Source organism: Paracoccus haeundaensis, assembly GCF_006239215.1.
Taxonomy (GTDB): Bacteria; Pseudomonadota; Alphaproteobacteria; order Rhodobacterales; family Rhodobacteraceae; genus Paracoccus; species Paracoccus marcusii.
This window is the reverse complement of the sequence record NZ_VDDC01000016.1, coordinates 54,773-76,397: the sequence shown is the minus strand read 5'-3', so window position 1 is coordinate 76,397 and position 21,625 is coordinate 54,773. Positions and strand designations below refer to the sequence as shown.

Below are 21,625 nucleotides of genomic sequence, written 5' to 3'. Positions count from 1 at the left end.
ATTGCTAGGGCATGACGTCGCGCCGCACATCTTCTGCCGATCGCCGGTCCGCGTGATGCGCATGGGCCGGTTCCCGATCCCCGACCGCCTACGGCGCAGGGCCGAACGGCAGTACCTGATCGCGCGCGCGTTCAACCGGCGGCGGGCCCTGCGGCCCGTGGTCAACCGCACCGCCCAGATCCGCAAGAACGACATCCTCGCCCTGGTGACGATGCGCAACGAACGGGTGCGGCTGCCGTTCTTTCTGAACTATTACCGCAACCTGGGCGTGAATCACTTTCTGTTCGTGAACAACGACAGCGACGACGGCAGCGGCAATTATCTGGCAGAACAGCCCGACGTGTCGCTGTGGTGGACCAATGCCGGCTACAAGCGGTCGCGGTTCGGGATGGACTGGATCAACCGGCTTCTGGCGAAGTACGGCCACGGGCATTGGTGCCTGACTGTCGATCCGGACGAGTTCCTGATCTATCCGCATTGCGATTCGCGCCCGCTGCCCGCCCTGACCGACTGGCTGGAGGCCTCGGGGCGGCGCAGCTTTCCGGCCATGCTGCTGGACATGTACCCCCGCGGCCATATCGAGGACGAACCTTATGCCGAGGGGACGGACCCGTTCACCATCGCCCGATGGTTCGATCCGGCGAACTACACGATCAGCAAGAACCCCTATTACGGCAACCTGTGGATCCAGGGCGGTCCGCGCACGCGCAAGTTCTTCACCGCCGAACCCCTGTCCGGCCCGGCGCTGAACAAGACCCCGCTGGTCAGGTGGGACTGGCGCTATGCCTATGTCAGTTCGACCCACATGCTGCTGCCCCGCCATCTGAACATGGTCTATGACGAGGCCGGCGGAGAGATGGCATCGGGCTGCCTGCTGCACGCCAAGTTCCTGTCCACCTTCGCCGACAAGTCCGCCGAGGAGCTGGACCGTCGCCAGCATTATGCCAACAGCAAGGAATACAAGGCGTATCACGCCGGGCTGCGCGGCGGCACCGACCTGTGGTGCAGCGAATCGCGCGAATACGCCGACTGGCGCCAGCTGGAGGATCTGGGGCTGATCTCCCGGGGGAACTGGGCATGACAGGCCCGGTGGAGGTGCGCCGCGTCAGGCTGGGAGTGGTGCTTCTGTGCCATGCGCGCCTGGACGTGGCGGCCCACATGGCGCGGATCTGGGTCCAGGGCGGCGCACGGGTGGCGATCCATGTCGATGCCAAGGCCTCGGCCCGGTCGGTGGCGCGGATGCAGGTCGAACTGTCCGACCTTCCCGGCATCGTCTGGTCGCGGCGCCACACCTGCGACTGGGGCCGCTTCAGCCTGGTGCGCGCCACCCAGGATGCGGCGCGGCTGCTGCTGGACAGCTTTTCCGACGTCACCCATGTCTATCTGGCATCCGGGGCCTGCCTGCCGCTGCGCCCGGTGCGCGACCTGACGGCGTTCCTGGCGCAGGACCCCGACCGCGACCATATCGAAAGCGTCAGTGCGCTGGACGTCGGCTGGACCGTCGGCGGGCTGAACGAGGAACGCTTTACCCTGTTCTATCCGCTGGACTGGCGCAGGCGGCGCTGGCTGTTCGACCGCCTGACCGAGTGGCAGCGCCGTCTGGGCATCCGCCGCAGGCTGCCCAAGGGGCTGACCCCGCATCTGGGCGCGCAATGGTGGTGCCTGACGGTGACGACGCTGCGCGCGATCCTGGACGATCCGCGCCGGGCCGAGTTCGACCGCTATTTCCGCATGGTCTGGATCCCGGACGAAAGCTATTTCCAGACGCTGGCGCGGCGCCACGCGACCCGCATCGAAAGCCATTCGCTGACCCTGGCCAAGTTCGACCACGACGGCAGGCCCTATCAGCTCTACGACGACCACGCCCTGATGCTGGAGGAGTCGCGCTGCTTCGTGGCGCGCAAGGTCTGGCCCGAGGCCGCGCATCTTCTGGCGCATTTCCCGCGTCCGGCCGGTGCCCGCCCCGATCTGTCCGCGCCCCAGCCCCAACGGATCGAACGCCTGATCAACCGGACGGTGCGCCGCCGCCTGCTGGGGCGGCCCGGCCTCTACATGCAGTCGCGCTTTCCGCGCAAGGATGCCGAGAACGGCAAGACTTCGGCCCCCTATGCGATGTTCCAGGGCTTTTCCGACATCTTTCCCGGCTTCGAGGGGTGGCTGTCCGCGCAGGTCGATGCCGATGTCCACGGCCACCTGCTGGGGCCCGAGACGGTGGAATTCGGCGGCCGCCCGCAGATCGGGCCAGGGGCGATCTCGTCCAGCACGCTGATCCGTGACCGCGACCCGCACGGGTTCCTGACCGCGCTGATCCGCATCACCACGCGGATGCAGGTGTTCCAGTTCAGCCCGCGCGACAACCAAGCGCTGAACTGGTTCATCGCCACGGACCCGAACGCCCATATCCATGTGGTCACCGGGGCCTGGATGCTGCCGCTGCTGCGATCGGACATGCCGTTCGACGACATCCGCCGGGTCACGGCCCTGCTGCAGCGGGCCGAGATCGCGCAGATGGATGTGCTGAATTCGGTCTGGGTCAAGGCGCGCGTGCATGTCCATGAACTGTCCGATTTCCTGGCCCGCCCCCAGGAGATGCTGTTCCAGTCGCTGGCCCAGCTGCCACGCCTGGCGGACGCGCCCACCGACATGCCGCAGATGCGCGACCTGCACGGGCTGCCCGAGCTGCTGCGGCGGCTGCGCAATTCCGGGCTGCGTCCGCGCATGTTCGGCGACGGCCTGCCCATGCCGGATATCCCCCTTCCCGAAAGGACCGCCGCCGAATGACCGTTCCGTTCCGCCGCTTCGTCATCTTCGCCGAGATGCGCACGGGCTCGAACCTGCTGGAGGCGACGCTGAACGCGCTGCGGGGCGTCACCTGCTTTGGCGAGGCGTTCAACCCCTATATGATGGGCTGGCCCGACAAGGACGAGTTGCAGGGCGTCACCCGCGCCCAGCGCGAGGCCGACCCGATGGTCCTGTTGGACAGGCTGTTTGACCGGCCCGGACACCTGCCGGGCTTCCGCTATTTCCACGATCACGATCCGCGGGTCTTCGACGCGATCATGCATGACCCCGAATGCGCCAAGATCGTGCTGACCCGCAACCCGCTGGACAGCTATGTCTCGACCCAGCTTGCGCGCGAGACGAACCAGTGGAAGCTGAACGAGACGGAGACTCCGATCCCCGCCGCGATCACCTATGACGGGCCAGAGTTCCGCGACACCATCGCGGCTGTCGAACGGTTCCAGCTGCGCGTGATGCACCGGTTGCAGGTGACCGGGCAGACCGCCTTCTGGCTGGGATACGAGGACCTGCGCGACCCCGAGGTGATGACCGGGCTGGTCCACTGGCTGGGTCGCACCGACATCGCACGGGTCGAACCCGCCAGCGACCAGGTGCCCCAGAATCCCCGCGAACTGGCCGACAAGGTCCGCAATTTCGACGAGATGCAGGCGGACCTGGCGCAGATCGACCCGTTCATGCTGCGCCGCATCCCGAATTTCGAACCGCGTCGTGGCCCCTCCGTGCCCAGCTTTTCCGCGGTCGAGGCGGGGCAGGGGCTGATCTTCATGCCGGTCCGCTGCGGGCCGGGGGATGCGGTGCGCGACTGGATGGCGACACTGGGCGCGGTGTCGGGCGATTTCACCCAGACCAGCCTGCGCCAGTGGAAACGCCAGCATCCCGGCCATCGCAGCTTTGCGGTGCTGCGCCACCCGCTGCACCGGGCCTGGACGGCGTTCCGGCAGCTGCTGACCGACAGCCGGCCCGAACTGCGTCAGCTGATGCGCGACGTCCATCGGGTGGCGCTGCCGCCGGACGCGGCATTGGCGGGGATGGATCGTCAGGCGCAGCTGGAGCTGTTCGCACAGTTCCTGGCCTTCCTGAAACGCAACCTGAACGGCCAGACCACGCTGCCCACCCATGCCGGTTGGGCCAGCCAGTCCGAGGTGATCGCCGGGTTCAGCCGGGTGGCCAGCCCCGACATGCTGATCCGCGAGGACCGCATCGCCGACGAACTGCCCACGCTGGCGCGCGCGGCAGGGATCGACGAGGCGCGCCTGGCGGGGCTGAAGATTCAGCCGATGCCCGATTTCCTGCGCGACAAGGCCCTGCTGCAGGCCGCGCGTCAGGCATATCTGCGCGACTACATCGCCTTCGGGTTTTCGGACTAGGGGGCGGGCCTTTCGGCCCGCCTGCCCGTCACGCTTTGAGCAGCGCTGCCAGTTCGGCCTGCTTTTCGCGCACCAGCGCCGCGTCGCCGTCGGATTCGACGTTCAGGCGCACCACCGGTTCGGTGTTCGACTTGCGCAGGTTGAACCGCCACTTGCCAAAGTTCAGCGACACCCCGTCCAGGTCGTCCCGGCTGTCGGCCTGCGGCTCGTAGGTTTCGATCAGACGCGCGATGGCCGCATCTGGGTCCGAGATGGTGTAGTTCGTCTCTCCGGACGACGGATACAGGCGCATCCGCTCTTCCAGCATCTCGGCCAGGGTCATGCCCTTGCGCGACAGCAGTTCGATCATCAGCAGCCACGGGATCATGCCGCTGTCGCAATAGTAGAAGTCGCGGAAATAGTGATGCGCCGACATCTCTCCGCCATAGATCGCGCTGACATCGCGCATCTTGCGCTTGATGAAGGCGTGGCCGGTCTTGGACACCACGGCCTCGCCGCCGGCCTCTTCGATCATGGCACGGGTGTTCATGATCACGCGGGGGTCATGAACGATCTTCTCGCCGGGCGACTTCTCCAGGAATGCCGCGCCCAGCAGGCCCACGATGTATTCCCCGGGAATGAAGCGCCCGTTCTCGTCGAAGAAGAAGCAGCGGTCGAAATCGCCGTCCCAGGCCACGCCCAGGTCGGCCTTTTCTTCCTTCATCCGCGCGACGGTGGGGGGCTGGTTCTCGTCCAGCAGGGGGTTGGGAATGCCGTTGGGAAAGCTGCTGTCGACGTTGTGGTGCATCCGCACGAAGGTCAGCGGTGCGCCCCGACGCTCCAGCTCCTCGGCGATCGCGTCGAAGGTCGGGCCTGCGGTGCCGTTGCCGGCATTCACAACGATCTTCATCGGGCGCAGCGCGGCGACGTCGACGAAATCGGCCATGCGCGATGCGTATTCGGCGCGGGCATGGCTGAGATCGGTGACGCTGCCCTTGGTGGTGGGGGCGAATTCGCCGTTGGTGGCCAGATCGACGATGGGCGGCAGTTCGGTCGCCGGGTCCAGCGGCGCCGAGCCGCGACCCACGATCTTCATGCCGTTGTAATTGATCGGGTTATGCGAGGCCGTGACCTCGATGCCGCCATCGGTGTCCTGGTTGCCGGTGTGGAAATACACTTCCTCGGTGCCGGCCAAGCCCAGGTCCAGCACGTCGGCGCCGCCATCGGTCAGGCCCTCGATCAGCGCCGCGGCCAGTTCGGGCGAGGATTCGCGGCTGTCGCGACCCACGACGACGCGCTTGGCACCGCGCGCCTGCGCAAAGGCGCGACCGATGCGATAGGCGACGTCCGCATCCAGGTTCTTGCCCAGCTCTCCGCGCACGTCATACGCCTTGAAGCAGGTGATCTCGCGCTTGCCCAGCTGATCGCGATTGTCCATGAAGTCCTCCGGTTCCTGTTTGCATCAGCGCTAACAGGTTCAAACCGTTTTTCAAGGCCGCCGGGGCCGGATTGGTTCCCTCGGACCTTGGGATCAGGTGACGGCGCGCGTTCGGCACGCTAGCCTTGCGCAAAAGCAAGGAGACCCCGATGGATGCCAAGGCCCTGATCGCCGCCTATTACGAAGCCTTCAACGCGGGGCGCACCGACGACATGCTGGCGCTGCTGCATGACGACGTCGAGCATCACGTGAACGAGGGCAAGATCCGCCGCGGCCGCGCGCTGTTCGCGGAATTCAACGCCCACATGACCGAAAGCTATCGGGAAAACCTGACCGACATGGTCATCATGGCCAACGAGGCGGGCGACCGCGCGGCGGCGGAATTCGTCGTGAACGGGACCTATCTGAAGACCGATCCCGGCCTGCCCGAGGCCCGCGGCCAGACCTATCGCCTGCCTGCGGGCGCGTTCTTCACCATCCGCGACGGCCGCATCGCGCGGGTGACCACCTATTACAACCTGGCCGACTGGATGGCCCAGGTCGGCGCATGAGCGTCGCGGTCCGCGTCCTGACCGGCGATGCGCTGGCCGACGCGCTGCCCGACGTGGCGCGCCTGCGGATCGACGTGTTCCGCGACTGGCCGTACCTGTATGACGGCGATGCCGATTACGAACGCGACTATCTGCGCTCCTACCAGTCGCCCGGCGCGGTCGTGGTCGCCGCGATGGACGGGGACCGGATCGTGGGGGCGGCCACGGGCGCGCCGATGTCGGATCACGCCACCGATTTCGGCGCGGCATTCGCGGATCGTCCCGAACCGCTGTCCGACATCTTCTACTGCGCCGAATCGGTACTGCTGCGGGCCTATCGCGGGCACGGGCTGGGCCATGCGTTCTTCGATGCGCGCGAGGATCACGCCCGCGCCCTGGGCGCGCGTTGGTCGGCCTTCTGCAGCGTGATCCGTCCCGCGGATCACCCGATGCGTCCGGCCGAGTACTGGCCGCTGGATGCGTTCTGGCGCAAGCGCGGCTATGCGCCCCTGCCGGGTGTCGTCGCGCAGTTCGCCTGGAAGGACCTGGGCCAGGCCACCGAGACCGAAAAGACCCTGCAATTCTGGATGAAACCGCTGTGAAAATCGCCGCCGCCGCCTATCCGATCGACTGGTTCGACAGCTTCGACGCCTATGCCGCCAAGCTGGCACGGTGGGTCTCAGACGCTGATGCCGATCTGTTGGTCTTTCCCGAATACGGCGCGATGGAGCTGGCATCCCTGTCCGGGCGCGCGGTCGCCGGCGATCTGGAAGCCAGCCTGCATGCCGTGGCGGCGCTGGACCCGCAGGTCCGGGCGCTGCATGCGGACCTTGCGGCGCGGCACGGCTGTCACATCCTGGGCGCGTCGGGGCCGGCCTTCGACGGCGCGCGCCCGGTCAACCGTGCGGTGCTGTATGGCCCCGACGGGGTGATCGGCCACCAGGACAAGCAGATCATGACCCGGTTCGAACGCGAGGAATGGCATGTCACCGGCGCGCCCGGCCTGCGGATCTTCGACACGACCCTGGGGCGGATCGGCATCCTCATCTGCTATGACAGCGAATTTCCGTTGCTGGGACGGGTACTGGCGCAGGCCGGGGCGCAGCTCCTGCTGGTGCCCAGCTGCACCGACACGGTCGCGGGGTTCAGCCGGGTGCGCATCGGCGCGATGGCCCGCGCGCTGGAAAGCCAGTGCGTCGTGGTCCAGGCGCCTACCGTCGGCCCCTGCGACTGGATGCCCGCGCTGGACGAGAACCGGGGCCGCGCCGCGATCTATGGCCCGCCCGACGGTTTCTGGCCCGAGACCGGGATCATCGCCGAAGGAGAGATGGACGCACCGGGATGGGTGCGCGCGACCGTCGATCTGTCCCGCGTCGATGTCAGCCGCAGGGATGGCGCGGTCCTGCCCTTCGCGCATTGGCCGGAACAGGAACCCTGTCGCCTGATCTGAGGACAGCCGGAATTTACACTGTATTAACCGGTTTGCGCTTTAACTGACCCCGGATCGCGCCATATCCTGAAGGTCATGCTGCATGTCACCGAAACCATCGCCATCCAGGAATGGGAACTGTCCGAACAGTTCACCCGGTCTCAGGGACCGGGCGGGCAGAACGTGAACAAGGTCGAGACCGCGGTCGAGTTGCGGTTCGAGGCCGCGACATCCCCCAGCCTGCCCGACCCGGTCAAGCGGCGGCTGCAGCGGCTGGCCGGACGGCGCTGGACGCAGGACGGGGCCGTCCTGATCCTGTCCCAGGAAACCCGCAGCCAGGCCCGCAACCGCGAACTGGCCCGCGAACGGCTGGCCGACCTGATCCGCCAGGCCCTGGTCGCGCCCAAGCGGCGCATCGCCACCCGCCCCACCCTGGGCAGCCAGCGCCGCCGCCTGAAGGCCAAGTCCGTGCGCGGAGAGGTCAAGTCCCTGCGCGGCAAGGTGGAGGACGAATGAGCGTCTGGCGCCGGACCCTCGATCTGCTGCTGGGGCGGCGGCCGGTGCTGATGCAGGTCGGCGCGATCTGCCGCGACCCGGCCAGCGGCAATGTCCTGCTGATCACCAGCCGCGACACGGGCCGTTGGGTCATTCCCAAGGGCTGGCCGATGGAGGGGCGCACCCTTCCCGGCGCCGCAGCCCAGGAGGCCTGGGAGGAGGCCGGCGTGCGCGGGCGCATCCGCCCGGCCGAACTGGGCCGCTTCCGGTACAGAAAGCAGCAGGACCAAGGCTATGCCGTTCCGGTCGAGATGCGGGTCTATCTGCTGTCCGTGGACAGCGTGTCAGACCGGTTTCCCGAGGACCGGCAGCGCAAGCGTCGCTGGTTCGCCCCGGTCGAGGCCGCCCGCATGGTGGTCGAACCGGGGCTCAAGCAGATCCTGGCCGGTCTGGACCGCCCCGATGCCGCCTGAGCCGGCATGACGCACCGCCCCGGCTTTCGCGCGCTGGACAAGGATCTGGGCCGCATCGGCCATGCCGAGGTCGCACAGATGCATGCCTTCCGCCCCGTCTGGCGGCTGGGGCTGGCGGTGCTGGCGCTGGTGGGCGGGTTGCTGATGGTCATGGCGCTGTCGGGGGCCGCGCCCGGCATGCTGGCCATCGGAGCGGGGCTGGTGGTCGCGGCCTGGCTGGGCGTGGCGATCGGGGCGAACGACGTCGCGAATTCCTTGGGTCCGGCGGTCGGGGCGGGGGCCATCGGACTGCTGCCCGGGCTGGCGCTGGTCGCCGTCGCGGGTGTGGCGGGGGCGGTGCTGGCCGGGGGCGCGGTGTCGGCCCGTCTGGCGGGCGGCATCGTCCAGCTGGCACCCCTGGCCGAGGGCGGGCGCGCCCCGATGATGATGGTCGCCGCGCTGATCGGGGCGGCAGTCTGGATCACCCTGGCCACGGGCATCGGCCTGCCGGTCAGCACGTCGCATTCCATCGTGGGTGGCATCGCGGGGGCGGGGGCGGTGGCCTTGGGCCTGTCGGCGGTGGCCTGGGGGACGCTGGCGATCATCGCATCTGTCTGGATGGTGACGCCGGTGGTGGCGGGAGGTTTGGCCGGCGGTCTGCTGATCCTGCTGCGCCTGAAGGTGGTCGAGGCGCCGGACCGCGCCGGGGCGGCGCTTTTGTGGCTGCCGCTGCTGGTCGGCCTGATGGCGGCGCTGTTTTCGGCCTATGTCGTGGTGCTGCTGGACCTGGGACCGCTGGCCGCCTGTGCGGCGGCCGCGCCGACCGGGGCGGCCGCGCTGTGGCTGACGCGGCGCAGCGTGCTGCGCGAACTGGCACGCCATCCGCGTAAACCAAGCACCAAGTCGCTGCTGCGCCCCGCGCTGGTGATGTCCGTGCTGATCCTGGGCTTTGCCCATGGCGCCAACGACGTGGGCAACATCGCGGGACCGCTGTCGGTGGTCCTGCGTGGACAGGGGATGTCGACCGCGATCGGCGTGGTCCCGGTGCTGGTGCTGGCGGGCGGAGGGCTTGCCATCGCCACCGGCACGCTGCTGTTCGGGCGCCGCCTGGTCCACATGGTGGGCAGCGGCATCACCAAGCTGAACGCGGGGCGCGCCTTCTGCGTGTCGCTGGCCACCGCCGTGACGGTGCTGGGCGCATCGGCCCTGGGCCTGCCGGTATCGACCACCCATGTGGCGGTCGGCGGCATCTTCGGCGTAGGCTTTGCGCGCGAATGGCTGGACCGCCGCCGCGGCAGCCGGTCCGAGGCCCTGCCCGCGGACGAGACGCGCCGCCGCATCCTGGTGCGGCGCAGCCATGTCGTGACCATCACCGCCGCCTGGCTGGTGACACTGCCGATCACGGCATCGCTCGGGGCGCTGGCCTGTCTGCTGGTGCTGTGGGTGACCGGGGTCTAGACCGTGACCGACAGCGCCTGCTGGACGCCCACCCCGAAGACGCGCTTGTAGCGTTCGATCTCGGCCGCGGGACCGGTGGCCTTGGCGGGGTTGTCCGACAGCTTGACGGTCGGGCGCCCATCGGCCGCCACCGCCTTGCAGACCAGGCTGAACGGCGCCAGCCCGTCGCCCGGCACCAGCCCGCGAAAATCGTTCGTCAGCAGCGTGCCCCAACCAAAGCTGACCTTGACCCGGCCGTGGAACTGCCGATGCAGGGCCAGGATCTTGTCCACGTCCAGCCCGTCGGAAAAGATGATCAGCTTGCCGCGCGGGTCCTCGCCGCGCGACTGCCACCAGCGGATCGCGGTCTCGGCGCCCGTGGCCGGGTCGCCGCTGTCGATGCGGATGCCGGTCCAGCCCGCCAGCCAGTCCGGCGCGCCCGCCAGGAACCCTTCCGTGCCGTAGGTGTCGGGCAGGATGATGCGCAGGTTGCCGTCATGCTCCTCGTGCCAGTCGGCCAGCACGTCATAGGGCGCCTGGCGCAGGGCCGCGTCGCCATCGGCCAGGGCCGCGCGCACCATCGGCAGCTCATGCGCATTGGTGCCGATCGCCTCGATGTCGCGGCGCTGCGCGATCAGGCAGTTCGAGGTGCCGGTGAAGCGGTCGCCCAACCCCTCGATCATGGCCTGCACGGCCCAGTCCTGCCACAGGAAGCTGTGCCGCCGGCGGGTGCCGAAATCGGCGATGCGCAGGTCGGGCAGGGCGCGCATGGCCTGGATCTTCTCCCACAGGCGGGTCATGGCACGGGCGTACAGGACCTGCAGCTCGAACCGGCCCATGTCCTTCAGCACCGCGCGGGACCGCAGCTCCATCAGGATCGACAAAGCCGGGATCTCCCACAGCATCACCTGGGGCCAGGGGCCCTCGAAGGTCAGCTCGTACTGCCCGTCGCGCTTGTCCAGGTGATAGGCGGGCAGGCGCAGCCCCTCCAGGAACTCCATGAAATCAGGGCGGAACATCTGCCGCTTGCCATAGAAGGTGTTGCCGCGCAGCCAGGTGCTCTCTCCGCGGGTCAGGGACAGCGACCGCACATGGTCCAGCTGCTCGCGCAGCTCGCCCTCGTCGATCAGGTCGGCCAGGCGCACGTCCTTGCTGCGGTTGATCAGGCTGAAGGTGACGGTCGTGTCCGGGCTGTTGCGGAACACCGACTGGCACATCAGCAGCTTGTAGAAGTCGGTGTCGATCAGCGACCGGACGATCGGGTCGATCTTCCATTTGTGATTGTAGACCCGCGTGGCGATATCGGCCATGACGCTGTTTCCTTGACCATTTCGCCCTTGGTGCCTTGATCCGCGCGGGGGCGCAACCCTCAGGCCAGCGTGACGCCCGCCTGGCGCATCGCCGCGCGCGCGGCGGCCAGGCTGCCATCCAGGTCGATCGCACGGCACACATCCTCCGCCACGCGGGCGGCAAAGCCAAGGCGGGCGGCGTCCATCGCGCTCCACGCGACGCAGAAATCATGGGCCAGCCCGACAAGGGTCAGGTCGGTGATGCCGCGGTCGCGCAGATAGCCGGCAAGACCGGTGGCGGTCGTGCGGTCGTTCTCGAAGAACGCGGAATAGCTGTCGATGCCGGCGCGGAACCCCTTGCGCAGCACCAGATCGGCCCGGTCCACCTGCAGGTCGGGGTGGAACTCCGCCCCCGGCGTGCCGATCACGCAATGGGCGGGCCACAGCGCCTGCGGGCCATAGGGCATCTGCGTCATCGAAAAGGCGGCGGCGCCCGGGTGGTTGTCGGCAAAGCTGGCATGGTCGGCCGGATGCCAGTCCTGCGTCAGGATCACCGCGTCGAAATCGGCCATCATCGCGTTGATCGGCGCCACGATCTGGTCGCCCCCCGCCACGGCCAGCCGACCGCCGGGGCAGAAGTCGCGCTGCATGTCGATCACGATCAGGGCCTGGGTCATCCGGTCCGCCTTGGCTTCGGTGCGGCGCCACTAGACCGCCGGGCGGGGCCGGTCGTCAAGGGTGGTCGCGGACCCGGTTTTGCCATACCCTGACCGCAAGAAGATGTCGCACGAAAAGGGAGGACACGATGGGGATACAGGACGATCTGCACCACCCCGGTGAATATGACGAGAACGAGGTCCCGACCCGCTCTGCGCAGATGATCTGGGTGCTGCGGGCGCTTGGGGTGGTGATGGCCGGCATCGTCTGGCTGCTGCTGGGCGGACAGGAGGGGCTGTCCGAGGATGCACGCATCGTCGCGGCCGTCGGCACGCTGATGGCCATCTGGTGGATGACCGAGGCGATCCCGCTGTCGGCCACCGCGCTTCTGCCGATCGTGCTGATCCCGGCGCTGACGGAAACGACCGTCGGCCAGGCGACGCAGCCCTATGCGTCGTCGATCGTGTTCCTGTTCCTGGGCGGCTTCCTGATCGCCATCGCGATGGAGAAATGGCACCTGCACACGCGCATCGCGCTGCTGACGCTGCGCAAGGTGGGTGTGGCGCCCCGGCGGATCGTCCTGGGCATGATGCTAGCAACCGGCTTTCTGTCGATGTGGGTGTCCAACACCGCCACCACGCTGATGATGCTGCCCATCGGCCTGTCCGTCCTGTCCCTGGTGGTCGAACGCGGATCGCGCCAGGACGGCGCCGCGGCCGAGGATGCGATGAAGGCCGGCGGCACCATCACCGACGTCGTCAAGGACCCAAATATCAGCGCCTTCGGCGTCTGCCTGGTGCTGTCGATCGCCTGGGCCGCGTCGATGGGGGGCCTGGGCACGCTGCTGGGCAGCCCGCCCAATGCCATCGTCGCGGGCTATGCCTCGGACGAGCTGGGCCGCAACATCGGCTTTCTGGAATGGATGGTCCTGGGCACGCCGCTGGCCTTCATTTTCATCTTCATCGCCTGGTTCCTGATGACCCGCGTCCTGTACCGGTTCGACCTGCCCGAGATCCCCGGCGGCAAGCAGATGATCGAGGAGCAGGTCCGCGACCTGGGCGCGCTCAGCCAGGGAGAGAAGATGGTCCTGGCCGTGTTCCTGGGCGCGGCGTTCCTGTGGATCGTGCCGGGCCTTCTGACCTCGATCCCGGCGATCGAGGCCGCGGCACCCTGGCTGGGCAACCTGGATGACACGGCCATCGCCATCGGCGCGGGCCTGGCCATGTTCCTGCTGCCCGGCAAGGGCCGCGACAAGATGGTCCTGGACTGGAAGGATGCCGAGGCCGGGCTGCCCTGGGGCGTCCTTCTTCTGTTCGGTGGCGGGCTGTCGCTGGCCTCCGCGGTGGCGTCGTCCGGGCTGGACAGCTGGTTCGGCCAGCAGGTCACAGGCCTGGGCTCGCTGCCGACGATCCTGCTGGTCGCGGCCGTGGTCACGATCATCCTGTTCCTGACCGAGATCACGTCGAACACCGCCACCGCCGCGACCTTCATCCCGATCCTGGGCGGTGTCGCCCTGGGCATCGGGGCCGATGCGATGACGCTGCTGATCCCCGCGGCGCTGGCCGCGACCTGCGCCTTCATGCTGCCGGTGGGCACGCCGCCCAACGCCATCGTGTTCGGCACCGGGACCGTCACCATCGCCCAGATGGCCAGGGGTGGGTTCGTGCTGAACGTCGTGGGCATCCTGCTGATCACCGGCCTGACCTATCTGCTGGGCGGTCTGGCCTTAGGCCTGACCTTCTAGGGTCTGCGTTCTGATCTTGCGCCAAGGGGCGTGGCCGCGATAAGGCCACGCCCATGCTGCCCAAAACTCCCCTGACCGTCGCCGCACTTTATCACTTTGCCCGTCTGGCCGATCCGGCGGCCCGGCAGGGACCGTTGCTGGACCTGTGCCGCGCGCAGGGCCTGTGCGGCACGCTGCTGCTGGCGCCCGAGGGCGTGAACGGCACCATCGCGGGCCCGCGCGCGGGCATCCTGGCGGTCCTGGACCACATTCGCGCCTGGCCCGGTTTCGCGGGTCTGGACTGGAAGGAAAGCGCCGCCGACGCGCCCCCCTTTGCCCGCATGAAGGTCCGGCTCAAGGCCGAGATCGTGACCATGGGCCAGCCCGACATGGACCCGGCCACCACCACCGGCCATTACGTGGCACCGCGCGACTGGAACGCGCTGATCGCCGCGCCCGACGTGGTCGTGATCGACACCCGCAACGATTACGAGGTCCAGATCGGCACCTTCCAAGGCGCCATCGACCCCGGCACGAAAAGCTTCCGCGACTTTCCGGCGTGGTGGACCGACAACGCGCATCGGTTTCAGGGCAAGCGCATCGCGATGTTCTGCACCGGCGGCATCCGCTGCGAAAAGTCGACCAACTACCTGATCTCGCAGGGCGTCGATCAGGTCTACCACCTGCAGGGCGGCATCCTGAAATATCTGGAGGACGTCCCCCAAAAGGACAGCACCTGGCAGGGCGAATGCTTCGTCTTCGATCAGCGGGTCAGCCTGACGCATGGGCTGGCGCAGGGGCGGCACGGTCTGTGCCATGCCTGCCGCCGCCCCCTGGCACCCGAGGACCGTGACCGCCCGGAATTTGAGGATGGCGTCAGCTGCCACCGCTGCGCCGACGAATATTCCGACGCCGACCGCGCCCGGTTCCGGGAGCGGCAGCGCCAGTTCGACCGCGACGCCTGAACGTCTCCTTTGCCCCAATACCCCCTTCGGCGCGCCCTCAGCCCTGCGCGCCGACCCCGCCCGCGGCGATGGCGGCCATGTTCAGGATGTCGCTGACGGTCGAGTTGGTCGAACAGATCTGGATCGGGCGCGCCACGCCCGTCAGGATCGGACCGATGACGGTCGCGCCCGCCATCTCCTGCATCAGCTTGACCGAGATCGAGGCCGAATGCCGCGCCGGCACCACCAGCACATTCGCGGGCGCGGTCAGGCGGCTGAAGGGATAGCGCGCGGCCGCGTCCATGTTCAGCGCCACGTCCACGGTCATCTCGCCCTCGTATTCGAAATCGGCGCCGCGGTGGTCCAGGACGGTGGCGGCCAGGGCCATCTTGATGGCGCGTTCGCTGACCGGATAGCCGAAGTTCGAAAACGACAGGAAGGCCACGCGCGGCTCCAGCCCCAGGTTGCGGGCCACCGCGGCGCCGCGGGCGGCGATGTCGGCCAGATCCTCGGGTTCGGGCCATTCATGGACCAGCGTGTCGCCGATCAGCACGATCCGGCCCCGGTGCAACACGGCGGTGATGCCCACCGCCCCGTCCTGCGGGCGCACGTCGAAGACATGGCCGATCTGCGCCAGCACTGGCGCGTTCTTGCGCGTCGCCCCGGTCACCAACCCGTCGCCATGCCCATGCGCCAGCATCAGGGCCGCAAAGATGTGGCGGTCGCGGTTGGCCAGCTTGAACGCGTCCTCGCGGTCGACGCCCTTCCGTTGCAGGCGCTGGTACAGGAACTCGTGATAGCTGTCCAAATGCCGGGTGTTGGCGGCGTTCACGACGCTGATCTCGCGGAAGGCGTCGCCCATGCCCAGGGCCTCCAGCTCGGCCTTGACCTCGGCCTCGCGGCCCACGACCAGCGACTGGCCCATGCCGGTGCGCTGCCAGGCGACGGCGGCGCGCAGCACGCGCGGATCGTCGCCCTCGGCAAAGATCATCCGGGCCTGGGCCTGACGCGCGCGGGCGTGGATGCCCTGCAGGATCGCGGCCGTCGGGTCCATCCGGTTCTTCAGCGTCTGGACATAGCCCTCCATGTCGATGATCGGGCGCCGCGCGACGCCCGTGTCCATCCCGGCCTTCGCCACGGCGGGCGGGATCACGTGGATCAGCCGCGGATCGAAGGGGGTCGGGATGATGTAGTCGCGCCCGAACTGCAGCTTGCGGCCATAGGCGACGGCGACCTCGTCAGGGACATCCTCGCGCGCCAGGCGGGCCAGGGCCTCGGCGCAGGCGATCTTCATCTCGTCGTTGATGGCGCGGGCGTGGATGTCCAGCGCGCCGCGGAACAGGTAGGGAAAGCCCAGGACGTTGTTCACCTGGTTCGGATAATCGCTGCGGCCCGTGGCCACGATCGCGTCGGGGCGGACGGCGTGGGCATCCTCGGGCGTGATCTCGGGGTCGGGATTCGCCATGGCGAAGATCACCGGGTTGTCGGCCATGCTGACGACCATGTCCTGGGTCACGGCGCCCTTGGCGCTGACGCCCAGGAAGACGTCGGCGCCCTTCATCGCCTCCTCCAGCGTGCGGGCGGTGGTGACGACCGCATGGGCCGATTTCCACTGGTTCATGCCCTCGGTGCGGCCCTGCCAGATGACGCCCTTGGTGTCGCACATGATGCAGTTCTCGTGCCGCGCGCCCATGGATTTCAGCAGTTCCAGACAGGCGATGCCCGCCGCACCCGCGCCGTTCAGCACGATCCGCACATCCTCGATCTTCTTGCCCGACAGCTCCAGCGCGTTCAGCAGGCCCGCGGCGCAGATGACGGCGGTGCCGTGCTGGTCGTCATGGAACACCGGAATGTCCATCAGCTCCTTCAGGCGCTGTTCGATGATGAAGCATTCCGGCGCCTTGATGTCCTCCAGGTTGATGCCCCCGAAGGTCGGGCCCATCAGCTTGACGGCATTGATGAATTCGTCCGCGTCCTCGGTGTTCAGCTCCAGGTCGATGGCGTTCACGTCGGCAAAGCGCTTGAACAGCACCGCCTTGCCCTCCATCACCGGCTTGGAGGCCAGCGCGCCCAGGTTCCCCATCCCCAGGATCGCCGTCCCGTTCGAGATCACCGCGACCATGTTGCCCTTGGTGGTATAGTCGTAGGCGGTTTCGGGGCGGTCGGCGATGGCCTGGACCGGCACCGCGACGCCCGGCGAATAGGCCAGCGACAGGTCGCGCTGCGTGGTCATGGGGGTCGAGGGCGTGATGTCGTATTTGCCCGGCCGCGGCTCCAGGTGATAGGCCAGCGCCTCTTCGGGGGTGATGCGGCTGCGGCTGGTCTTGTCGGTCATGATGTCCCCCGAAGATGATGCTGGGGACTGCTTAACGGCTTGGCAGGACTGCTTCAACGCGGATGCGGTCCGGCTTGCGCTAACAGCTGCGGGTCAGATGCTGACCTTGACGAAGCTGTCGCGCAGCGCCGCGGACCAGGCCGCGCTCATCTGCATGAAGTCCGGATCGCCGTCCAGGATGCGGCGGCGCGTGGTGACCGCACAGGCATCGGCGCCGATCACCGCCAGGTCCAGCGGCATCCCCACCGACAGGTTCGACCGCAGCGTCGAATCCATCGACAAGAGAACCGCCTTTTGCGCGTCGGCCAGGCTGGTCGCGGGGGTGACCACCCGGTCCAGGATCGGCTTGCCGTACTTGTGCTCTCCGATCTGCAGGAAGGGCGTGTCCTCGGTCGCCTCGATGAAGTTGCCTTCGGGATAGATCAGGAACAGGCGCATGTCGCCGCCCTTGCGCTGTCCCGCGACGATCATGCTAGCGGATGCCTGCTGCTTGAGGTCGCGGCACTGTTCGGCGATCTCGCGCCGGGTGCGGCACAGCGTGTCGCCGATGATCGTGGCCACGCGCAGCATGGTCGGCGCCTTGAGGATCGAGGTCGTGTCGTCTGCCAGCTCATCCTCGATCGCCTCCTCCAGGCGGGCGATGGTGGTCTGGGTCACGGACAGCGACCCGGCGGTCATGATCGCGATGATGCGTTCGCCCGGCGCCTCGAAGAAGAACATCTTGCGATAGCACGAGATATTGTCCAGCCCGGCATTCGTGCGGGTATCCGACAGCAGCACAAGCCCGGCATCCAGTTTCAGTCCGACGCAATAGGTCACCGGCACATCTTTCCGTTGCATTCCGCAGGGCAGACTAGGACCGGGGGGCGTGGGCTGCAATCGCTCGTTTGCGGGTCGCGTCATGAAACTTTGGGTCGCCTTGGCGCGCCGAATCGCACATCGTGCAGGTTCCACCACCCAAGGACGAACATGATGACCCATCCTCTTGCCCTCAGCCGCCGCGGTTTCCTGACATCGGGGGTGGCCGGCCTGGCGCTGGTCGCGCTGCATCCCTATTCCGCACGGGCCGAGGCGGGGCAGGCGCATCTGCGCATCATGGAGACGACGGACCTGCACGCGCATGTCTGGCCCTACGACTATTACGCGGACACGGCGACCGACACCCTGGGCCTGGCGCGGACCGCGGCCCTGGTCGGTGCCGTGCGGGCCGAGGCCACGAACGCGCTGCTGTTCGACAACGGCGATTTCCTGCAGGGCAACCCGATGGGCGATTTCATTGCCTATGAGCGTGGCATGGACGGGGACGCGACCCACCCGGTGATCCAGGGGATGAACGCCCTGGGCTATGACGGCGGGACCCTTGGCAACCACGAATTCAACTATGGGCTGGAGTTCCTGGGCGCCAGCCTGGCGGGCGCGGGCTATCCCGTCGTCTGCGCCAACGTGGTGACCGAGGCCGGCGCCACCCCGGACCAGGACCGGACCCTGGTGCCGCCCTATGCGGTGATCGACCGGGACCTGACCGACGGGGCGGGCGCCACCCATCCGATCCGTATCGGCATCATCGGCTTCGTGCCGCCGCAGATCATGCAATGGGACCGCGCGCATCTGGAGGGGCAGGTCACCGTCCGCGACATCGTCGAGGCGGCCCAGGCCTGGGTGCCCAAGCTGCGTGCCGAGGGGGTGGACCTGGTCGTGGCGCTGGCCCATTGCGGCATCGGCGGGCAGACCGCCGAACCGGGGATGGAGAACGCGGCCATTCCGCTGGCGGCCATCGACGGCATCGACGTCATCCTGACCGGGCATTCGCATTCGGTCTTTCCCGGCCCCGACTACGACGGCGTGGCTGGGGTGGATGCCGCGGCCGGCACCATCGGCGGCAAGCCCGCGGTGATGGCCGGGTTCTGGGGGTCGCATATGGGTCTGGTCGATCTGCTGCTGGAGCGGCAGGGCGACGGCTGGACCATCGTCAGTCACCAAGTCGAGGCGCGCCCGATCTATCAGCGCGACGACGAGGGCGTGGTGATCCCCCTGGTCGAGAGCGTACCCGCCATCGAGGAGGCGACCGCCACCGAACACCAGCAGACGCTGGATTATGTCCGCCGACCCGTTGGCCAGACCAGCGCCGCGCTCTACAGCTATTTCGCGATGGTGGCGGATGATCCGTCGGTCCAGATCGTGTCGAACGCGCAAAGCTGGTACATCGCGCAGATGCTGGCCGGGACCGAGCACGAGGGCCTGCCCATCCTGTCGGCGGCGGCGCCCTTCAAGGCCGGCGGGCGGGGCGGGCCGGATTACTTCACCGACGTGCCGCCGGGCGACATCGCCATCCGCAACGTGGCCGACCTGTATCTGTATCCCAACACCATCCGCGCCGTGCGCGTGACCGGCGCGCAGGTCAAGGACTGGCTGGAGCGCAGCGCCGGGGCCTTCAACCGGATCGAACCGGGGCAGGCGGACCAGATGCTGCTGAACCCCGACTTCCGCAGCTACAACTTCGACGTGATCGACGGGGTGACCTATCGGATCGACCTGTCGCAGCCCTCGCGGTTCGACGCCGACGGGGCGCTGGCCGACGCGGAGGCGAACCGCATCGTCGATCTGGCCATCGACGGGCAGCCGGTCGATCCGGCGGCCGAGTTCATCATCGCCACCAACAACTATCGCGCCACCGGCGGAGGGTCGTTCCCCGGCGCGGATGGCTCGACCGTGGTGTTCGAGGGGCCCGACACCAACCGCGACGTGATCGTGCGCTATATCCTGGACCAGGGGACGATCAACCCGTCGGCGGACGGCAACTGGTCGTTCGCGGCGCTGGACGGGGCGACGGTGCTGTTCGACACGGGGCCGGGGGCCGCGGCCTATCTGCAGGACGTGACCACCCTGGCCATCGAACCGGCGGGCGACGCGCCCGAAGGCTTTGCCCGCTATCGCATCACCCTGTAACGACAGCTGGACCGGGGGTGCTGCCCCCGGTTCCTACTGGGCCATCTCTTCGACCCGGACGCTGACATCCATGTCCTCGGATCCGGTGCCCAGGGCCACGCCCCGGATCGGGGCCGCGTCCGCCGCGTCCAGGCCCGACCCCAGACGGACATAGCGTTCGTCCGGGCAGCAGCGGTTGGCGGCGTCGAAGCCGACCCATCCCAACCCCTCGACATGGATCTCGGCCCAGGCATGGGCCGCGTCATGGGCCTGCCCGTCGATGGTCGAATGCAGATAGCCCGACACATAGCGCGCCGGCAGGCCGCACAGGCGGGCGATGGCGGTCAGGGCGTGGGTGTGGTCCTGGCAGACGCCCTCTCCCAGGGCCAGGGCCTCGGATGCGGTGGTGCCGGTATGGGTCACGCCGGGGCGGAACGCGATCCGGTCGCTGACCGACATCGACAGCTGATGCGCCAGGTCCAGCCGGTCGGTGCCCTCGACCGACTGCGCCAGATCGCGCAGCGCATCGTCGGGACGCGTGGCGGGACTGTCGCGCAGATAGGTCAGCGGGTGGATCATCTCGCGGTGGCCGCGCAGGACGCCTGCCGTATCGCGGGTGTCGATGCGTCCGCTGATGCGCACGGTCACATGATCGACCGGACCGCGCACGGTCCAGCCCTCGATCCAGTCGCCGGCACCGTCGCGGAACCCCGGCCCCTTGACGCCGCCCGACACGTCGATCTGCCATTCATGGGTCTTCTGCCCCTCGAACACCGACGGCGTCAGGCGCAGGCTCTGCACCAGGTTCCGGATCGGCTGGCCATAGCGATAGACCGTCTCGTGAGAGATCTTCAGGCGCATGGGTCACACCCCTCCAAGCAGGTAATCCTGGTGCACCAGGTTGGAAATCTCGGACAGTTCCAGGATGAACCAGCTGAGGAACTCGTGCAGCCCCTCATCGAAGATCATCTCGATGTCGCGGGCCTGCAGGGCTGCCAGAACCTCGCGCGCCTTGTCGCGGGCGCTGGTCGGCACCCCGTCACCATAGCGCCGCGCCAGCCCTTCAAGGTGCCACACGGTCTCATACAGCGACGTGATCAGCGCGCGGGGGCTTTCCCCGTTCAGGATCAGGAAATCGGCCACCTGGCCCGCTGTGATGTCGCCGCCATAGGCCCAGTGATAGGCCCGGTGCGCCGACAGCGCGCGCAGGATCACCTGCCACTGATAGGTGTCCAGACCCGATCCCACGAACTCGATCCGCGGCAGCAGGACGAAATACTTGACGTCCAGCAGGCGCGCGGTCGCGTCGGCGCGTTCCAGCCCGTATCCCAGGTTCATGAAATGCCAGCCGTCGTTCCTCAGCTGCGTCGCGTTGATCGCGCCGCGCACGGTCGAGGTGTGGCCGGTGGTGAAATCGGTCAGCCCTGCGGTGTCCAGCTTGGCGCGCGGCTGGCGTTCGATCCGGCGCAGCTCCTGGAAGGCCACGTTCAGCGCGTCCCAGACCTGGCTGGTCAGCGCGGTGCGCACGATCCGACCGGCCTCGCGCGCCTTTTCAAGGCAGCTGGCCACCGATGACGGGTTGGCGCGGTCGAAGAAGATGAACTCCTCGATGTTCTCCTGGGTGATCTCTCCGTATTTCTGCGCGAACAGGTCCGAACTGCCCGAGGCCTGCAGCAACGAGTTCCATTCGTTCTGGTACCCGGCCTCGGTGTTGGGAAGCAGCGTGATGCGCTGTCCCACGTCCAGCAGGCGCGCGGCGGTTTCGGCACGTTCCAGATGGCGGCCCATCCAGAACAGGTTCGAGGCGGTGCGGCTGAGCATCG

The 21,625-nt window shown here is 68.0% G+C and carries 19 protein-coding genes; 12 read left to right on the top strand and 7 right to left on the bottom strand.

The window, feature by feature from the left end; genetic code table 11:
- Positions 1-61 precede the first annotated feature (61 nt).
- The 3 genes from FHD67_RS10485 to FHD67_RS10475 are packed head-to-tail and all read left to right on the top strand — an operon-like array spanning position 62 to position 4,169.
- Positions 62-1,081 carry a glycosyltransferase family 2 protein gene (locus FHD67_RS10485; protein ID WP_045982691.1) on the top strand — a complete coding sequence of 340 codons (1,020 nt, stop codon included), beginning with the start codon at positions 62-64 and terminating at the stop codon, positions 1,079-1,081.
- Positions 1,078-2,781 (top strand): DUF5927 domain-containing protein, encoded by a 1,704-nt coding sequence (locus tag FHD67_RS10480; RefSeq protein WP_139598670.1) that lies wholly within the window; start codon positions 1,078-1,080, stop codon positions 2,779-2,781. The genes FHD67_RS10485 and FHD67_RS10480 overlap by 4 nt, the downstream gene beginning before the upstream one ends.
- A complete protein-coding gene (locus tag FHD67_RS10475) occupies positions 2,778-4,169 on the top strand; it encodes a hypothetical protein (protein WP_139598669.1) in 1,392 nt (463 codons plus the stop codon). The genes FHD67_RS10480 and FHD67_RS10475 overlap by 4 nt, the downstream gene beginning before the upstream one ends.
- A gap of 28 nt (positions 4,170-4,197) precedes the next feature.
- On the opposite strand, the gene FHD67_RS10470 is transcribed toward FHD67_RS10475, so the two are convergent.
- On the bottom strand, positions 4,198-5,586 hold the full coding sequence (locus FHD67_RS10470) for a phosphohexomutase domain-containing protein (RefSeq protein ID WP_139598668.1): 1,389 nt from the start codon (positions 5,584-5,586) through the stop codon (positions 4,198-4,200).
- Between the two features lie 149 nt (positions 5,587-5,735).
- Here FHD67_RS10470 and FHD67_RS10465 point away from each other — a divergent pair, with 149 nt between their 5' ends.
- From FHD67_RS10465 to FHD67_RS10440, 6 genes are all read left to right on the top strand, one after another.
- Positions 5,736-6,137: a ketosteroid isomerase-related protein gene (locus FHD67_RS10465; RefSeq protein ID WP_139598667.1), complete on the top strand. Its 402-nt coding sequence runs from the start codon at positions 5,736-5,738 to the stop codon at positions 6,135-6,137.
- Positions 6,134-6,718, top strand: a complete 585-nt coding sequence (locus FHD67_RS10460) for a GNAT family N-acetyltransferase (protein WP_139598666.1) — start codon at positions 6,134-6,136, stop codon at positions 6,716-6,718. Before FHD67_RS10465 ends, FHD67_RS10460 begins: the two co-directional genes overlap by 4 nt.
- A complete protein-coding gene (locus tag FHD67_RS10455; RefSeq protein WP_127897475.1) occupies positions 6,715-7,566 on the top strand; it encodes a carbon-nitrogen hydrolase family protein in 852 nt (283 codons plus the stop codon). The genes FHD67_RS10460 and FHD67_RS10455 overlap by 4 nt, the downstream gene beginning before the upstream one ends.
- 75 nt (positions 7,567-7,641) lie before the next feature.
- Positions 7,642-8,061, top strand: a complete 420-nt coding sequence (gene arfB, locus FHD67_RS10450; RefSeq protein WP_046000435.1) for an alternative ribosome rescue aminoacyl-tRNA hydrolase ArfB — start codon at positions 7,642-7,644, stop codon at positions 8,059-8,061.
- Positions 8,058-8,513 carry an NUDIX hydrolase gene (locus tag FHD67_RS10445; protein ID WP_045982667.1) on the top strand — a complete coding sequence of 152 codons (456 nt, stop codon included), beginning with the start codon at positions 8,058-8,060 and terminating at the stop codon, positions 8,511-8,513. The genes arfB and FHD67_RS10445 overlap by 4 nt, the downstream gene beginning before the upstream one ends.
- Before the next feature lie 6 nt (positions 8,514-8,519).
- On the top strand, positions 8,520-9,950 hold the full coding sequence (locus tag FHD67_RS10440; protein WP_139598665.1) for an inorganic phosphate transporter: 1,431 nt from the start codon (positions 8,520-8,522) through the stop codon (positions 9,948-9,950).
- On the opposite strand, the gene pncB is transcribed toward FHD67_RS10440, so the two are convergent.
- Both pncB and pncA read right to left on the bottom strand, forming a co-directional pair.
- Complete coding sequence (gene pncB, locus FHD67_RS10435) at positions 9,947-11,239, bottom strand: nicotinate phosphoribosyltransferase (RefSeq protein ID WP_046000433.1); 1,293 nt, start codon at positions 11,237-11,239, stop codon at positions 9,947-9,949. The genes FHD67_RS10440 and pncB overlap by 4 nt on opposite strands.
- 59 nt (positions 11,240-11,298) lie before the next feature.
- Positions 11,299-11,895 carry a bifunctional nicotinamidase/pyrazinamidase gene (gene pncA / locus FHD67_RS10430; RefSeq protein WP_139598664.1) on the bottom strand — a complete coding sequence of 199 codons (597 nt, stop codon included), beginning with the start codon at positions 11,893-11,895 and terminating at the stop codon, positions 11,299-11,301.
- A gap of 128 nt (positions 11,896-12,023) precedes the next feature.
- Between pncA and FHD67_RS10425 the strand changes: the two genes are divergently transcribed.
- Both FHD67_RS10425 and trhO read left to right on the top strand, forming a co-directional pair.
- Positions 12,024-13,619, top strand: coding sequence for an SLC13 family permease (locus FHD67_RS10425; protein ID WP_218062297.1), 1,596 nt, complete (start codon positions 12,024-12,026; stop codon positions 13,617-13,619).
- A 53-nt stretch (positions 13,620-13,672) separates the two neighbouring features.
- Entirely contained in the window at positions 13,673-14,563 is an 891-nt protein-coding gene (trhO, locus tag FHD67_RS10420; RefSeq protein ID WP_046000430.1) for an oxygen-dependent tRNA uridine(34) hydroxylase TrhO, read from the top strand.
- A gap of 37 nt (positions 14,564-14,600) precedes the next feature.
- On the opposite strand, the gene FHD67_RS10415 is transcribed toward trhO, so the two are convergent.
- Complete coding sequence (locus FHD67_RS10415; protein WP_139598663.1) at positions 14,601-16,877, bottom strand: NADP-dependent malic enzyme; 2,277 nt, start codon at positions 16,875-16,877, stop codon at positions 14,601-14,603.
- Between the two features lie 93 nt (positions 16,878-16,970).
- Positions 16,971-17,696: a proteasome-type protease gene (locus tag FHD67_RS10410; protein ID WP_045982660.1), complete on the bottom strand. Its 726-nt coding sequence runs from the start codon at positions 17,694-17,696 to the stop codon at positions 16,971-16,973.
- Between the two features lie 153 nt (positions 17,697-17,849).
- On the opposite strand from FHD67_RS10410, the gene FHD67_RS10405 reads away from it, so the two are divergent.
- A complete protein-coding gene (locus FHD67_RS10405; protein WP_046000821.1) occupies positions 17,850-19,823 on the top strand; it encodes a bifunctional 2',3'-cyclic-nucleotide 2'-phosphodiesterase/3'-nucleotidase in 1,974 nt (657 codons plus the stop codon).
- 33 nt (positions 19,824-19,856) lie between these two features.
- On the opposite strand, the gene FHD67_RS10400 is transcribed toward FHD67_RS10405, so the two are convergent.
- Entirely contained in the window at positions 19,857-20,663 is an 807-nt protein-coding gene (locus FHD67_RS10400; protein ID WP_046000428.1) for a transglutaminase family protein, read from the bottom strand.
- Positions 20,664-20,666: 3 nt separating this feature from the next.
- Positions 20,667-21,623, bottom strand: a complete 957-nt coding sequence (locus FHD67_RS10395) for an alpha-E domain-containing protein (protein WP_045982658.1) — start codon at positions 21,621-21,623, stop codon at positions 20,667-20,669.
- Positions 21,624-21,625 lie beyond the last annotated feature (2 nt).